Origin of the sequence: Aquitalea sp. USM4, assembly GCF_004328945.1 — a bacterium.
Classification (GTDB): domain Bacteria; phylum Pseudomonadota; class Gammaproteobacteria; order Burkholderiales; family Chromobacteriaceae; genus Aquitalea; species Aquitalea pelogenes.
In genome coordinates this window covers 4,221,350-4,236,468 of record NZ_CP029539.1, presented here as the reverse complement: position 1 = coordinate 4,236,468, position 15,119 = coordinate 4,221,350, and the positions used below count along the sequence as shown (strand labels likewise).

Genomic DNA, 15,119 nt, shown 5'->3' with positions numbered 1-15,119 from the left:
TCTCTCAGATAGTCATCAGTCTTTGCGCATGTGCATGCTTGGCTCAGATAAAATATGCTATCAGCAAAGCGTGCGGCATTGACAGAGTGCTTGATACACATTTAAATAACACTAATAGATGTGTCCTGTCATTCAATAGAGTGCTGCTTGCTTGCACGGTCGTGGTGCAAGTATCGGTCCTGCTGTGCGATTAGTCTCTCCAGCCTTGCTGGATGCCGCTTGCCGCCGCATTTTCCATTGGGCTATTCCAGCGGGCAACTGGTGGCCGACGCATGCCAACATAATCACAGCCCACTGTCATCGAGAGGGAATGTCAGCCATGAAAGCAAACGGCAACCGCAGCCTGATCCGGGTGGTCTCGCCTTTTGTGGCGATTGTTGGCGCATTGCTATTGCTAAGCATCATCAGCCTGAATGTGCTGTCCACCATCCGTGCCTATGTGGGTGGGGAGGGCTTGTGGTCCAAAGCCCAGAAAGACGCCATTTACTATCTCAGCCGTTATGCGGGCAGCCGTTCCGAGCAGGACTTTAATGCTTATAAAAGCGCCATCTCCATCCAGCTTGGTGACCGGCAGGCACGTCTGGCACTGGACCGCTCGGTACCGGATCTGGACGCCGCACGGGCTGGCTTGCTGCAAGGGGGCAATCATCCCGGTGACATTGATAATGTCATTACCGCTTTTCGCTGGTTCCGCCATGTCAGTTATCTGAGCCAGGCCATTCATTACTGGGAAATCGGCGATAGCTATGTCATCGAAATCTCCAGCATTGCCGAGCGGCTGCACGACGGTTTCAACCATGGCTATATCAGCGACGACGAGCTGATGGCCTTGAGCCGCCGCATTGTTGAAATCAACGAAGAACTCAAGGCCCCGGCACGCGCGTTTTCGGAAGTGCTGGGAGAAGGCTCACGCTTTGCCACGGCCCTGCTGTGGTGGGTGAATGTGCTGGTCGGCCTGGTACTGTTGCTGCTTACTGTGCGGCAAGTGCAGGTGCTGCTGCGTCAGTCCGCCCGTTTTGAAGCCGAACTGAATGCTGAGAAGGAAAGGGCAGAGACCACGCTCAATTCCATTGGCGATGCGGTGATTACCATTGATCTGTCCGGCAAGCTGCGTTACCTGAATGCGGTGGCATTGCACATGATTGGTGGCGGTGAGCAGGTACTGGGCCGCTATTTCGAAGATGTATTTTCCATGATTGACCTGTCGGGCAGCAATCTGGATCAGTTGGGCAGCAGCCAGTTGCGCGCACAGTGTGCCAACAAGCAGACCTATCCCAGCCTGCGCCTGCAAGGGGTGGATGGCAGCAGCCACATGATTTCCCTGGTAGCTGCGCCGATTCATGATTCGCGTGGCGAGATAGACGGCCTGGTGCTGGTGTTGCATGACAAGTCCATCGAGCAGCAGTACATCAATCATCTGAGCTGGCAGGCAGCGCATGATGCCCTGACCGGACTGTATAACCGGCGCGAGTTCGAGCAACGCGTTACACGGGCTCTCAGCCGTCTGATGGTGACGGATACCTCCCATGCCCTGCTGTTTGTGGATCTGGACCAGTTCAAGTTGGTCAACGATACCAACGGACACGCTGCAGGAGACGAATTGCTGCGTCAGGTATGCCGTGTGCTGCAAGAGCAGCTAGGCCTGTCGGATGTACTGGCAAGGCTTGGTGGTGACGAGTTTGGTGTGCTGCTGGAAGATTGCCGGATCGACGTGGCGCTGGACAAGGCTGATCGCCTGCGCAGGGCGGTGCAGCAGGCCGGGTTCCACTGGGAGGGTATCCCGTTTTCCATCAGTGCCAGTATCGGCATGGTGTTTCTGGGCGAGCCCGGCGCCACCCTGGCTGAAAGCCTGCAGGCAGCGGATATCGCCTGTTACATGGCCAAGGAAAAGGGCCGAAACCGGATTCAGCTTTACAGTTCGAAAGATACCGAACTGGCAGTACGCTCGGTAGAAATGGCCTGGGTGCAGCGTTTGCGGACCGCGATGGAAGAGGAGCGGTTCAGTCTTTACTTCCAGGAAATCGTCCCGCTGCGACCGGATGGCAAAAAGACCGGGCGTCATATCGAAGTCTTGCTGCGTTTGCGGGACGAGGCCAACGCCATCATTCTGCCCGGTGCTTTCATCCCGGCAGCCGAACGTTTTGGCTTGATGCCGGATATCGACCGCATCGTGGTACGCCAAACCTTCGAGACCCTGTGGCACATGCATGCCCATGGCGATCATTCCATCGCAGTGTGCGCCATCAACCTGTCCGGCGCCACCTTGTGTGATGACAACTTCCTGGATTTCATCCGGCGCCAATTCATCAGCTATGCCATTCCCCCGGCGATGGTCTGCTTTGAAGTTACCGAAACCAGTGCAATTTCCAATTTGCAGCAAGCCACCCGCTTCATCAGCGAATTGCGCCAGATGGGCTGTCATTTCTCGCTGGATGATTTTGGCGCCGGGATGTCTTCCTTTGCCTATCTTAAGCATCTGCAAGTGGATTACCTGAAAATTGACGGCAGCTTTGTCAAGGACATGGTGGAGGACTCGGTAGACCGTGCAATGGTGGAAATGATCAATCGCATCGGGCATGTGACAGGCAAGAAAACCATTGCAGAGTTTGTCAGCGCCCCCGAAATCATGCAGGCATTGCAAGAAATCGGTGTGGACTATGCCCAGGGCTACTACATTGGCGAGCCAGCGCCTTTCATCTCCCCGCCTTTTGGCAAGCCGGCAGTGACGGCTTATCGCTTGCCGGGGCAGGAGTGAGGCAGGCACATTTTGAGGAAGAGTGAAAACATGCTAGACCAGCATCAATTTGTCCGGACGGGTCCCTTGATGGATGTCACCAGCTATCCGGAGTGGACACAGGAAATGGTTTACCACTGCGACCGCTACAAAAGCCTGGTGGTGGACCACGAGCTGTTTACCTGCATGAAAGAGGCCAGGCTGGACCATGCCACCCACAAGGCATTCCTGTCCGGTGGCTGGCCGGTGATCGAGCAGTTTCCGCAGTACATGGCGATGAATCTGCTGAAAATCCGTTACGGTCAGCATCCGGGTCAGGACATGGCGCGGCGCTATCTGATCCGCAATATCCGTGTGGAACAGAACCATGCAGACCACTGGTATAACTGGGCCACCGCATCCGGCGTGGATATTCCGGCCATGCTCAGCGGTCATCAGGCACTGGAAACCTTGAGCCTGAGCCAGTGGTGCTGGCAGGTGTGTGACCGGGAATCGCTGGCGGTTGCCATGGCAGCCACCAACTATGCCATTGAAGGTGCCACCGGCGAGTGGTCCGCCCGCGTATGCTCGGAAGACCGCTATGCCCAGCTGTTTGATGAATCGGTGCGTGCCAAGGCCATGAAGTGGCTTAAGCTGCATGCCAAGTATGACGATGCCCACCCGTGGGAAGCGCTGGAGATCATCGTGGCGCTGGTTGGCCTGCATCCGGACAAGCACACGGTCACCGCATTGCAAAATGCCATCTGCAAGAGCCACCAGTTCATGCGCTTGCTGCTGGATCACTACATGCGCAATGCCAAGGTGGATCGCGCGACCACGCCAATGCCCTCTGTCTGCCTGGCCTGACCGGTTTTCTTTGTCGCAGCGCGGCTTGCAAGTGGTATCGCAAGTCGCGCTGTATTGCTTTAAGCGACGGGCTGCCGCTGTAGATTGTTGCGCACTGCCACATGACCAGCGCGCCTGTGCATGATAAAGTCGATTGTGTACAAAAGTGGTCTGCCCGTGACAGACCATGCCCTGATCCATGGGTGATGCCATGAAAATATGCCCATCACCTTGCATAGTCATAAGGAAACATTGTGGTCGACATTGCCAAGCTGCAGCCGCCGGAAGTATGGGAACATTTCCAGACCTTGTGCGAAATTCCCCGTCCATCCAAGCATGAGCAAGCGTTGCGTGATTACCTGAAAGGTTGGGCCGAATTGCGTGGTCTGACCAGTGTTGTGGATGCTGCCGGTAACCTGATCGTGCGCAAGCCTGCCACGCCCGGCATGGAAAACCGTGTGGGCGTGGTACTGCAAGGCCATCTGGACATGGTGTGCCAGGCCAATGCCGGTACCGAGCACGACTTTTTCAAAGACCCGATCCGCCCGGTGCTGAAAGATGGCTGGCTGGTGGCAGAAAACACCACTCTGGGTGCCGATAACGGCATTGGCGTGGCCATGGGGCTGGCTGTGCTGGCCAGTGACGATCTGGTGCATGGCCCGGTCGAAGTGCTGATGACGCTGGATGAAGAAGCGGGCATGGGCGGGGCGCTGGGGCTGGAGCCAGGCTTGCTGCAGGGCAGCATGATGATCAATATCGATACCGAAGAATGGGGCGAGTTCTATATGGGCTGCGCCGGCGGTGTTGATGTCAATGTCACGCGTGAGTATGCCAGTCGTCCACTGGCTGCCGGTTATCAGGTTGTCCAGCTGCACATCAAGGGCCTGAAAGGTGGCCACTCGGGTGCCGACATTCATCTGGGCCGCGGCAATGCCATCAAGCTGCTGGTGCGCTTGCTGCGCGAACTGGAAGCCGAAACCGACCTGCAACTGGCCTCCTTCAGTGGCGGCACCGCCCGTAATGCACTGGCCCGTGAAGCGACGGCAACGGTTGCCTATCCGGAGCAGGATGCTGCCCGCATCGCCGCCAGGCTGGATGCTTTCCAGTCTCTGCTGCGCTTTGAACTGGCGGGGGTAGACGAGGATGTGAGCGTGCTGTCTGAAGCCTCGCATGCGGACAGCGTACTGGAATCTGCTGACCAGGCCGCTATTATGGCCGCCTTGCATGCCGCGCCGCATGGCGTGAAGCGCATGAGTCAGCGTGTCAGCGGCGTGGTGGAAACCTCGAACAATCTCGGTGTGGTACGGGTGGAGCAGGGCAAGGTATTTGCCAACCTGATGGTGCGCTCCTTGCTGGATTCCGGCACCTGGATGCTGGCGCGTGAAGTGGAAAGCCTGTTTGGGCTGGCTGGCTTTGCCGTGGAAATGGAAGGTGGCTATCCGGGCTGGGCACCAAACCCGCAGTCCCCGTTGCTGGCCTTGTTCCAGCAGGTTTATCAGCAAGAATTCGGTGGCGAATCCGGCGTGCAGGTGATTCATGCCGGTCTGGAGTGCGGCATTATCGGAGCCAAGTATCCGGAGATGGACATGGTGTCATTCGGTCCGACCATTCGCGGTGCACATGCACCGGGTGAGCGGGTGGAAGTGGAGTCGGTCGGCAAGGCCTGGCAATTGCTCAAGGCGGTACTGGCTGCCGTGCCTGCACACAGTTAAAGCAGTAGGTGAGCGCGCTGCGGCGATCAAGTCACCTGCCGCACTGACAGGCTCTGCATTGGAAAAACCCGGCTTTGCCGGGTTTTTCTATTCAGTATCCTTTTTCCTGGCCCGTGGATGAGCGGCATCGTACACCTTGGCCAGATGCTGAAAGTCCAGCGCGGTGTAGATCTGGGTTGTCGACAGGTTGGCATGGCCCAGCAATTCCTGCACTGCCCGCAAATCGCCCGAGGATTGCAGCAGATGGCTGGCAAATGAGTGACGCAGCATGTGGGGGTGTACATGGCGGTCCATGCCGGTACGGATCGACCATTCCGCCAGGCGTTTTTGCACTTGCCGCGCACTGAGACGGCGGCCGTGCCGGCCGACAAACACGGCATTGCAGCCCGCTTCGGCTTGCCGTTCGGCCAGCCATTGCTGCAGGTAATCCAGTGCCGTACGACCTATCGGCAGCAAGCGTGTCTTGTTGCCCTTGCCGCGCACGCGTAGCAGCTGTTCCTGCAGGTCCATGTCGGACAGGTCCAGCCCTACCGCTTCGGACAGGCGCAAGCCGGAGGAGTACATCAGCTCGAACAGGGCACGGTCGCGCAGGCTGAGGGTTTCATCATGCGGAATGTGTTCCAGCAAGGCGGCAGTACCATCCACTGGCATCGCCTTGGGCAGGGGCTTGTCCTGCTTGGGCGCGCGCAGGCCCAGGCAAGGATTGATCCCGATGGTCTGTTTTTGTTGCAGCCAGTCGTAGAACTGCCGCCACGATGACAGCTTGCGTGCCAGGCTGCGACTACCCAGGCCGCGTGCGTGCAGGGTGGCCATGGCCTTGCGGATGTCATCGGCCTGCGCCTGCAGGATGTCGCGGTTGCCCAGTAGAAGTTGCAGGCCTTGCAAGTCGCGCACATAGGCATCCAGCGTGTGCGGGCTCTTGCCTTGCAGCCGCAAGCTGTCACGGAATGCAGCCAGCATGTCAGACTCAGCCACGGCGCAGGCGTGCCATATTGCTCAGGCGCTCGAACAAGGACAGGTCCTGCTCGTTCTTAAACAGGGCACCTGCCAATGGTGGCGGGCTGGCCGACTGGTGCTGGGCGGCCAGTTGTGTGCTGTCTATGCCTTCACTGCCCAGCAGCTTCAGCCAGTCCAGCAGTTCGGAAGTGGTGGGCTTTTTCTTCAGGCCGGGCATTTCACGGATGGCAAAAAAGACTTCCAGTGCCTGGCTGACCAGCTGCTGTTGCAGGCCGGGGTAGTGCACGTCCACGATGGTCTGCATGGTGGCCGGATCGGGAAAACGGATGTAATGGAAGAAGCAGCGGCGCAGGAAAGCGTCTGGCAGTTCCTTCTCGTTATTGGAAGTAATGATGATGATGGGCCGCTGACGGGCACGAACAAATTGCTGCGTCTCGTGCACAAAAAACTCCATCTGGTCCAGTTCGCGCAGCAAGTCGTTGGGGAATTCGATGTCCGCCTTGTCAATTTCATCAATCAGCAACACCGGTGCCGTATCCGCCTCGAAGGCCTGCCATAGCTGCCCCTTGATGATGTAATTACTGATGTCATGAACCTTGGCATCGCCCAGCTGGGAGTCACGCAGGCGGGATACCGCATCGTATTCGTATAGCCCGTGCTGGGCTTTGGTACTGGATTTGATCGGCCAGACAATCAGCTGCCGGCCCAGGCTGGCGGCAATTTCTTCGGCCAACATGGTCTTGCCAGTACCCGGCTCGCCTTTAACCAGCAAAGGGCGTTGCAGCGTGATGGCAGCATTGACCGCCATCATCAGGTCGTCGGTGGCAACGTATTGATCGCTGCCGGTAAAGCGGGTTTGCATATGGGTTAGCGCCTTGTTGTTATCAATGACAAAGCCGCCAGGACGGGCCGGGCGGCTTGCGCAATGCTTTAGCACGGATGCCGGGCCTCGTACCCGGTTGCCGCCTCAGGGTTCAGCGCACGAATTGGCGTTCCAGGTCGTCCAGGCTGATGTTCCATTCTTTCATCATGTGGCGCAGCAAGACAATTTCCGGGTCGCTGATGGTGCCGTCCGATTTGCTGATATCCATGGCCAGCACACAGGTCAGGATGCGTTTGGCCGGATTGGTCACCTCGGCCAGCATGGTTTCGATCCGGTCGGTATCCAGCAGGTGAATGGTGCCGTCCTGCTCCGCTTCGTCGGAAATGTCGTCACAGTAGTCTGTCAGAACCTGGGCAAATTGCTTGCGCGACAGGCCGATCAGGTCGTAGACGTTGACTTTTTCCAGCAGGTCCAGCTCGCGCGGGTCCATGTTGCCATCGGAAATCATGAACATGGCCAGCAAACGGGCAATGGCCTCGGGGCTGTTAATCGGGTATGGACGCATCACGAGATTCCTTGTTGTTATTGATGAAGCCTTGCCGCAAAGGCTGCGGGCATGGCTGCGACCTGACGAGTCTGGTAATCGAAGAATACGATGCCTGTCTTCAATCTTGCCACTTCTTTGCCATTGTTGCCATCTGTCGCCTGATAGACGATGTCCAGCCCGTACTTGTTGAGATCGGCGGTGCCGAGATTGAACACCAGTTGGTCGCCGTGAAATGCTTCGGCACGGTACATGACGGCTGCATCGGCCATGATGATGCCAACGCCCTCGACATCCAGCTCGCTGTAGCCCATGCTTTTCAACCAGCGCAGTCGCACCTCGTGCGCCAGGCGCAAAATGGCATCATTGGCCATATGGCCACCGTAGTTGATGTCGCCGATGCGCACATCCACGCTGGTCTGGAAGATGAACTGCTCGGGAAGGGCAATCTTGATGCGTGCCATGATTTCACCTGAATAAAATGACATTCAGTCTAATCGACTGTCTTAATCTGTATCAACAGCAAGCCGGGGTGGTTTGCTAGACTGAATGCATGGCTGCCAACACACACAAGGAGAGGCTTATGTACCAACGCATTTTCGTGCCGGTGGATGATAGTGATACGTCCAACCTGGCATTGGCTGAAGCATGCCGACTTGCCAAGAGCATGGGTAGCACCCTTCGTCTGGTGCATGTGGTTGATCTGGCGCAGTTTGGCTGGGGCGGTACGGAGTTCCTGGATGCTGCCGAGCTGCAAAAGTCCATCAAGCAGGCCGGTGAGCAAGTGCTGGGACAGGCACAGGCACAGGCAGTGGCTGCCGGGCTGACTCCTGAAGTCAAGATCCTGGAGAGCTGGGGTGACAAGATTGCATCAGTGCTGATTGATGATGCCAATACCTGGGGTGCTGATCTGGTGGTGATGGGTACCCATGGCTGGAGCGGCTTGATGCATATCCTGATGGGTAGTGTTGCCGAAGGCTTGCTCAAGCAGGCAGATGTGCCGGTCCTGCTGGTACGTAATGCCGGTGAATGAGCATGTTTGCCAGACCGCTATGTGCCACTGCATAGCGGTTTGCTCATGAAAAAAGCAGCCGTTGAACCAGATGGTTTGACGGCTGCTTTTTTTGGGTGGCGGGAATATCAGCCAGCGGTTGCTTCGCTGCTGTCTTCCTGCGCTTCCATCTTGGCACGTACGGCCTTGCGCAGGCTCTTGTACAGGTCAGGGTGGGTTTCTTTCAGATACTCGACAATTTCGAAGTCTTCGCGACGTACCTTGGACAGTTCGATCTGCTCGACATGAACCAGACGTAGCAGTTCGCGAACCGGTTTGGGCATGTTGCGGCCGCTTTCGTAACGGGAGCCGCCGGACTGTGTTACGCCGATGCGACTCCAGAACTCTTGCTGGTTCAGGCCCAGCTTGCGGCGGATTTCACGCGGATTGGTGATTTTTTCAAAGAGTTTCATGGGTTGTTCCTCTTAAAAGGCTAACAGTATTGTATTGAATTATTGTTTTGGCTTAGGACACTGCCCTATGTCCTAAAAATAGCAAAGAAAATCCATAAGGAATAATGTGATTTGAAAAAAATCATAAAGTTCCGTCATGGATTACATGCGCATGAATGATATGTTAGCGTATTCTTATCTAGAAATACAACGGAATGTCATCCACCTGGCACGAAAATGGTAGTTACATGTCGTAAACATGTATATAGATGATGGTAGAACCAAAGAGGGGAGGGTGGCGAGCCTGACCCTCGGCACTTGCACTAAGTAACTATGGCTGCTTCCTTCCGGACCTGACCAGGTTTGCTACCGTACAATGCGAGGAGACCCGCCGCAGAAGAGTGCGAATAATAGCGGGTTTCGGCATGCTTGCCAAGAGTGCTGTAGAAAAAGGCTATCCGGCTGGGGGGCAGGCAGCCTTTTTATTGGCAGGCATATTGCCTGAGTAGCCGCTCTGGGGGCAGACTCCGCCTATGTTTTGCCTTGTTACAGGACTGCCTCATGTCTTCCTCCTATCTTTCCCTGCTGCAAACACTGGTGGGCTTTGACACCACCAGCCGTCATTCCAATCTCGCACTGATCCGTTGGGTGGAGCAGTATCTGCAGGCTTACGGCCTGAGCAGCCAGCTGACCTTGAATGATGATGGCAGCAAGGCCAACCTGTTTGCCCGGATAGGTGCGGCAGACCTGCCGGTTCTGTTGCTGTCCGGTCATACCGATGTGGTGCCGGTGGACGGGCAGGCGTGGACTTCACCGCCGTTCACCCTTACCGACAAGGGAGACGGGCGTTGGTATGGGCGTGGTGCGTGCGATATGAAGGGTTTCATTGCCTGCGTACTGGCGCATGTGCCGGAGTGGGTGAGGCTTGCAGCAGAGGGAAGCCTGCAGCAGGGCATCGGTATTGCCTTGTCTTATGACGAGGAAGTGGGCTGCTTGGGCGTGCCACGCCTGATTGATGCCTTGTTACAGGAGCAGGTGCCGCTGGCCGGTTGCATCATTGGCGAGCCGACTTCAATGCGTCCCGTGGTGGCGCACAAGGGCATTGCCCATTACCACTGCCATGTACAGGGGCGGGCTGCGCATTCCTCGCTCACACCGCAAGGGGTGAATGCCATTGAATATGCCGCCAGGCTGATTACCCATGTCCGTCGTCTGGCCGACACCGAGGCGTCGTTTGGTCATCACCAGCCATTGTATGATGTGCCGTTTACCACCTTGCAAACCGGCACCATTTCCGGCGGTACGGCCAACAACATCGTGCCCAAGGATTGCGAATTCACCTTCGAGTGCCGCTGGCTGCCAGGGGATGATCCGCAGCGCTTTGTCGATTCGGTGCGTGACTATGCTGACAATCTGTTGCTCGAAATGCGCCAGGTGGCCCCGGAAGCGGAAATCTCCATTGAGCCGCGCGTATATTGCCCGGCATTCGAGGCTACACCGCAAAGTGAAGTGCTGCACTATGTGGAAAAGCTGTGCGCTTGTCAGGGTGGTGACGGTGTGGCGTATACCACGGAAGCTGGTGTTTTCCATGCGGCCGGCATCCCTTGTGTCGTGCTGGGACCAGGTTCGATCGAGCAGGCACATCGCCCGGATGAATTTATTGAGGAGAGTCAACTGGCTGCCTGTTTTGATTGGCTGGCACGGCTCACTGCCGAGTTGTGTCGCGTGCAGGGTGGTGACTGACAAATAATTTTGCATGGTCTGGAAAATCACTTCAGAATCGCCGCTCCGGTGACCCCGGAACTCGTGTAATCCGTTCAGGTTATCGCTTGAACGGGTTTGAATTTTGTCGTGATGAGAGACCAAATGAAACAGGACAGCAGATCCTCGGCGTCCGCAGGTGCCAGCAAGGCACGTGACGGATTTACCTCCAGTTTTGGCGTACTGGCCGCCACGCTCGGCTCGGCGGTCGGGCTGGGTAATATCTGGAAATTTCCCTATCTGACCGGGACCAATGGCGGTGCCGGTTTTCTGATCGTTTATGTGTGTGCCACCTTGCTGGTGGGTTTGCCGGTGATGATTTCCGAAATCATGCTGGGGCGCCGTGCCAAGTCCGATGCAGTCACGGCACTGAAAAAACTGGCACCTGCCGGCCAGCCGTGGTGGCTGATCAGTGCCTTTGGCGTGTTGTCGGCCTTCCTGATCATGGCCTTTTATTCCGAAGTGGCGGCCTGGGTGTTTGCCTATGTGTTCAAGGCGATTGGCGGTGGCATTCTGTCCAGCGATCCGAAAGTCACCTCGGCGGCTTTTGGCAGCCTGATTGCCGACCCGGTGCAGTCGCTGCTGTGGCAATGGCTGGTGCTGGCGCTGATTGGCGGTATCTTGCTGATGGGGGTGGCCAAGGGGATTGAGGCTGTCACCAAGAAGCTGATGCCCATCCTGTTCTTGCTGCTGCTGGTGATTGGTGTGCGCAGCCTGATGCTGCCTGGTGCCATGCAGGGCATCAGTTTCCTGTTTGCCCCGGATTTCTCCAAGATTACTGCAGCAGTGGTGTTGACTGCGGTTGGCCTGGCATTTTTCAAGTTGTCCATCGGCATGGGTACCATGATGACCTATGGCAGCTATTTCCGTGACGATCAGAATATTCCTGCCACCACCTTGCGCGTGATGTGTGCCGACCTGTTTGTGTCCATGCTGGCTGGTATTGCCATTTTCCCGGCAGTGTTTGCCTTTGGCTTCAAGCCGGAAGCCGGGCCGTCGCTGCTGTTCATCACCATTCCTGCCGTGTTTGCTAGCATGCCGATGGGCCAGCTGTTCATGGTGGCCTTCTTTATATTGGCTGCCATCGCCTCGACGGGTGCCATGTTGTCCATCCTGGAAGTGCCGGTATCAGTGTTGAGCGAGCGTTTTGGCATCAGCCGTCCCAAGGCAACGGTGCTGAACCTGCTGGTGCTGGCACTGTTTGGCGCAAGCTGTGCCTTGTCCAACAGCACCATGGCTGACTTCAAGCTGTTTGGCATGACCATGTTCGACCTGTTCGACTTTGTCACATCCAATATCCTGATGCCGCTGGGTGGTATCTTCCTTTGCCTGTTTGTCGGCTGGGTATGGGGTTTTGACCGTTTGAAGGCGGCCTTGTCCAATGAAGGCCAGTTGCACAACGAGGCGCTGGTGCGGGTACTGCTGGTGGTGGTGCGCTTTGTTTCGCCGCTGCTGATTCTGGTGGTGATGCTCAAGGGGCTGAAGCTGTTCTGAGTTCCCGGTAGCGTGGTTGCTTGAACAGAAGGGTCATCCGGATTGGATGGCCCTTTTTGTTTTCATGGAAAGCTATCAAATGGTTTTGCGTATTATTAAATCAAATTACGAATGGTGATTTAACTGGATTTTAATAATAAGACATGAAATGATGATGGCTTACTGCACACCCACAGGGGTGAGAGGTGAAGTATGAGTCATCAGCGGAAGTTGGTTTTTACGCTGCAGCAGCTTGAGGTTCCGGGCCGCCTGCGTGCGCTGTGTCAGGAGTTGTCGGCACTGGTGCCGGACCGTATGGAAGGGCCGTGGTCGGAAGAGGAAGTGCGTGAGCTGATTCACGGCTGGCGCATGATGGCATTTTGTCAGGAGGATGAGCCGGTGCAGGCTCACCCCTTTCATTCCACCGACGGCATGTTCCGCACCGTGGTGTTCAGCCCGGCTCAGGCCTGACTCTTGCCATAGGCCGGGTGGCAGTGGCAAGCCAGCAAGTGGTCATTCACTACCCCGGTTGCCTGCAAGTAAGCATAAATCACGGTACTGCCGACAAAATTCATTCCGGCTTTTTTCAGTGACTTGCTGATCTGGTCGGATAATGCCGTGCTGGCCGGGCAATCTTGCAATGTCGGCCAGTGGTTGAGCACGCTCTGCCCCTGGGTGTGGCTCCACAGCCAGCGGTCGAAACTGCCGTGCTCTTGCTGCAATTGCAGGAACACCGCCGCATTGCGAATGGCACTGCGTATCTTCAGGCGATTGCGGACAATCCCGCTGTCCTGCATCAGCCTTTCGACATCCTCTTCGGTCATCTGCGCCACCCGCTGCGGGTCGAAACCATGGAAGGCCCGGCGATAGCCTTCGCGCTTGCGCAGGATGGTGATCCAGGACAAGCCTGCCTGGGCACCTTCGAGAATCAGCATTTCAAACAGCCTGGTGTCGTCGTGTTGCGGACGGCCCCATTCCTCATCGTGATAGGCAATATATAAAGGATCATCCCCGCACCAGGGGCAGCGCGGTACTGTAGAGACAGTCATGAAAGGCTCCGGGGCAGCCCGGCTGGTGCCGGGCCGGGTTTAGCCGAGGTTGTGCATCAGGATGTCGCAGGACAGGCCGGTTTTCTGCAGGCCTTTGCGGCTGGACAGGTTGAGGATAAGCGGATTGCGGATGTTTGCCTTCAGTTCGCCCAGTGCCGGGTGGGATTCGGTTTCGGACTGTTCCTGATACAGCAATACCAGGATCACGGCATCTTCCGGCTTGCTCAGTTCCAGGCGGGAAACTTCCTCGTCATTCAGTTCCACCTCGTAGCGAACGCCCAGTTGAGTCGGGTGGGTCACGCTCAGGGTGATGCCGGCATCGTCCAGCGACTGCATCCAGAATACCGACGGATTGGCGCTGTCGGCATTATGGAACAGCTTGAACTGGGTGCAGTTTTCCAAAGCCGGAATACCCTGGTCAAAATTGATGATGGTGCTTTCATCCACTTCTACGGTGCCGAGTTGGCTGGAATTGAACAGCATGTTGTTCTCCCTGTGGCAGATGACAGCATTATGCATCAAGCCCATGGTGCCGACGATGTTCTTGTAGGGTGGATGGCGCTTGCAGGATGAGACAGACCATGAAATTCCGTGTGTGCGATGGTGCGCCAGGGTGCATCAGCGCACGAATGCAGTGCAAACCGTTAGAATGCAGCACCATGATGAAGCCTGAATCCCTGTATCCACAGATTGAAGCGGCCTTGTGCTGTAACGATGTCGCAGCCAAACTGGCCGCTACCGACCATATCCACGCTGCCTGGCAGGCGGGCCACTTGCAGCGGCTGGACGCGCCCTTGTCACGCCTGCCGCTGGCTGGTCATCCGGCAAGGCCGGAGCTGGTGCATGCCACCAAGGTGCCACGACGCAGGACCGGCTCCCCGCTGGGCCAGCCGGCCATGCTGCATGCCATTGCCCATATCGAATTCAATGCCGTCAATCTGGCGCTGGATGCCGCCTGGCGCTTTCGCGACATGCCGGACGCCTACGTCACCGACTGGCTGCGCATTGCGGCGGAGGAAGCCAAACATTTTCGCCTGCTGCAACAGCGTTTGCAGCAACTGGGCCATGACTATGGTGATTTCCCGGCGCATAACGGCTTGTGGGAAATCTGCCATCGTACCGATCACGATGTGCTGGTCCGCATGGCGCTGGTGCCGCGCGTGCTGGAAGCGCGGGGGCTGGATGCCAGCCCCGAGCTGAAGCGCAAACTGGCCAATATTGGCGACCATGCCAGCGTGGCGATTCTCGACATCATTCTTGAAGATGAAATCGGCCATGTTCAGGTGGGGAATCATTGGTTTCACTGGCTGTGCCGCGCGCGTGGCCTGGAGCCGATGACCGCGTTTTGCGCCTTGCTGGACGAGTATGACCTGACCGCCCATCGTGGCAGCTACAATATGGATGCCCGGCGTTGCGCCGGATTTAGCGAGGCCGAGCTGCAATGGTTGCAGCAGGCCAAACCAGAACAGCCAGGCATCAGCGCCAACTGACGCTGGTGCATGTAGCGGAGGCCTTGCCCCGCTGATGAAAACGATGATGAAGGAGACTGATAATGTGGAATGTCATTCGCCGTATCCGCATGCGGCGCAAACAGGCGGTGCTGTGCCTGCTGGCAGCTACCTTGGCCTTTGTGCTGAGCGCCGCAATGATGAGCAGTCTGAGCTTTGCCCAGGAGCCGGTACTGACTGTGTGCTGGGGCGTACTGATGGTGTGGTCACTGCTGGTGCAGCTTCTACTGCTGGCGATGCTGGCCAAAAAACCATGAAGCAGAAAATGGCATTGAAAACATGGGCTTAAT

The 15,119-nt window shown here is 56.9% G+C and carries 16 protein-coding genes and 1 other RNA gene; 9 read left to right on the top strand and 8 right to left on the bottom strand.

All coding sequences use genetic code 11. From position 1 onward, the window contains the following. The first annotated feature begins 319 nt into the window (after positions 1-319). The 3 genes from DKK66_RS19465 (at position 320) to DKK66_RS19455 (ending at position 5,271) form a co-directional block, all read left to right on the top strand. Complete coding sequence (locus DKK66_RS19465; protein ID WP_052694339.1) at positions 320-2,755, top strand: bifunctional diguanylate cyclase/phosphodiesterase; 2,436 nt, start codon at positions 320-322, stop codon at positions 2,753-2,755. A 30-nt stretch (positions 2,756-2,785) separates the two neighbouring features. Continuing rightward, positions 2,786-3,580, top strand: coding sequence for a TenA family transcriptional regulator (locus tag DKK66_RS19460; protein WP_045848640.1), 795 nt, complete (start codon positions 2,786-2,788; stop codon positions 3,578-3,580). Positions 3,581-3,813: 233 nt separating this feature from the next. After that, on the top strand, positions 3,814-5,271 hold the full coding sequence (locus DKK66_RS19455) for an aminoacyl-histidine dipeptidase (protein WP_131360695.1): 1,458 nt from the start codon (positions 3,814-3,816) through the stop codon (positions 5,269-5,271). Between the two features lie 87 nt (positions 5,272-5,358). Here DKK66_RS19455 and xerC read toward each other — a convergent pair whose 3' ends face one another. The 4 genes from xerC to DKK66_RS19435 form a co-directional block, all read right to left on the bottom strand. Continuing rightward, complete coding sequence (gene xerC, locus DKK66_RS19450) at positions 5,359-6,231, bottom strand: tyrosine recombinase XerC (RefSeq protein ID WP_131360693.1); 873 nt, start codon at positions 6,229-6,231, stop codon at positions 5,359-5,361. A 7-nt stretch (positions 6,232-6,238) separates the two neighbouring features. Next, positions 6,239-7,090 carry a MoxR family ATPase gene (locus tag DKK66_RS19445; RefSeq protein ID WP_131360691.1) on the bottom strand — a complete coding sequence of 284 codons (852 nt, stop codon included), beginning with the start codon at positions 7,088-7,090 and terminating at the stop codon, positions 6,239-6,241. Between the two features lie 112 nt (positions 7,091-7,202). Further along, complete coding sequence (locus DKK66_RS19440) at positions 7,203-7,616, bottom strand: TerB family tellurite resistance protein (protein WP_197077286.1); 414 nt, start codon at positions 7,614-7,616, stop codon at positions 7,203-7,205. Between the two features lie 17 nt (positions 7,617-7,633). Beyond that, complete coding sequence (locus DKK66_RS19435) at positions 7,634-8,059, bottom strand: thioesterase family protein (RefSeq protein WP_131360689.1); 426 nt, start codon at positions 8,057-8,059, stop codon at positions 7,634-7,636. Positions 8,060-8,178: 119 nt separating this feature from the next. Here DKK66_RS19435 and DKK66_RS19430 point away from each other — a divergent pair, with 119 nt between their 5' ends. Next, positions 8,179-8,628 (top strand): universal stress protein, encoded by a 450-nt coding sequence (locus tag DKK66_RS19430; RefSeq protein ID WP_045848646.1) that lies wholly within the window; start codon positions 8,179-8,181, stop codon positions 8,626-8,628. Between the two features lie 107 nt (positions 8,629-8,735). Here the strand turns inward: DKK66_RS19430 and DKK66_RS19425 are convergent, their stop codons facing one another. After that, positions 8,736-9,059, bottom strand: a complete 324-nt coding sequence (locus DKK66_RS19425; RefSeq protein WP_131360687.1) for a DNA-binding transcriptional regulator — start codon at positions 9,057-9,059, stop codon at positions 8,736-8,738. Positions 9,060-9,332: 273 nt separating this feature from the next. Then, positions 9,333-9,431, bottom strand: an RNA gene (gene ffs / locus DKK66_RS19420) — signal recognition particle sRNA small type. 168 nt (positions 9,432-9,599) lie between these two features. On the opposite strand from ffs, the gene argE reads away from it, so the two are divergent. The 3 genes from argE to DKK66_RS19405 all read left to right on the top strand — a co-directional run bounded on the left by argE (position 9,600) and on the right by DKK66_RS19405 (position 12,743). Further along, positions 9,600-10,781: an acetylornithine deacetylase gene (gene argE, locus DKK66_RS19415; RefSeq protein WP_131360685.1), complete on the top strand. Its 1,182-nt coding sequence runs from the start codon at positions 9,600-9,602 to the stop codon at positions 10,779-10,781. A gap of 123 nt (positions 10,782-10,904) precedes the next feature. Beyond that, positions 10,905-12,293 (top strand): sodium-dependent transporter, encoded by a 1,389-nt coding sequence (locus DKK66_RS19410; protein WP_045848649.1) that lies wholly within the window; start codon positions 10,905-10,907, stop codon positions 12,291-12,293. Between the two features lie 192 nt (positions 12,294-12,485). Continuing rightward, the gene (locus DKK66_RS19405) at positions 12,486-12,743 is read left to right on the top strand and encodes a hypothetical protein (protein ID WP_062790574.1); all 258 of its coding nucleotides are present in this window, start codon (positions 12,486-12,488) and stop codon (positions 12,741-12,743) included. On the opposite strand, the gene DKK66_RS19400 is transcribed toward DKK66_RS19405, so the two are convergent. After that, positions 12,734-13,321, bottom strand: coding sequence for a DNA-3-methyladenine glycosylase I (locus DKK66_RS19400; protein ID WP_131360683.1), 588 nt, complete (start codon positions 13,319-13,321; stop codon positions 12,734-12,736). The genes DKK66_RS19405 and DKK66_RS19400 overlap by 10 nt on opposite strands. A gap of 39 nt (positions 13,322-13,360) precedes the next feature. Beyond that, complete coding sequence (fliW, locus tag DKK66_RS19395; RefSeq protein ID WP_131360681.1) at positions 13,361-13,804, bottom strand: flagellar assembly protein FliW; 444 nt, start codon at positions 13,802-13,804, stop codon at positions 13,361-13,363. A 179-nt stretch (positions 13,805-13,983) separates the two neighbouring features. On the opposite strand from fliW, the gene DKK66_RS19390 reads away from it, so the two are divergent. After that, the gene (locus DKK66_RS19390) at positions 13,984-14,811 is read left to right on the top strand and encodes a ferritin-like domain-containing protein (protein ID WP_197077289.1); all 828 of its coding nucleotides are present in this window, start codon (positions 13,984-13,986) and stop codon (positions 14,809-14,811) included. Positions 14,812-14,873: 62 nt separating this feature from the next. Beyond that, the gene (locus DKK66_RS19385) at positions 14,874-15,086 is read left to right on the top strand and encodes a hypothetical protein (protein ID WP_045848653.1); all 213 of its coding nucleotides are present in this window, start codon (positions 14,874-14,876) and stop codon (positions 15,084-15,086) included. Positions 15,087-15,119 lie beyond the last annotated feature (33 nt).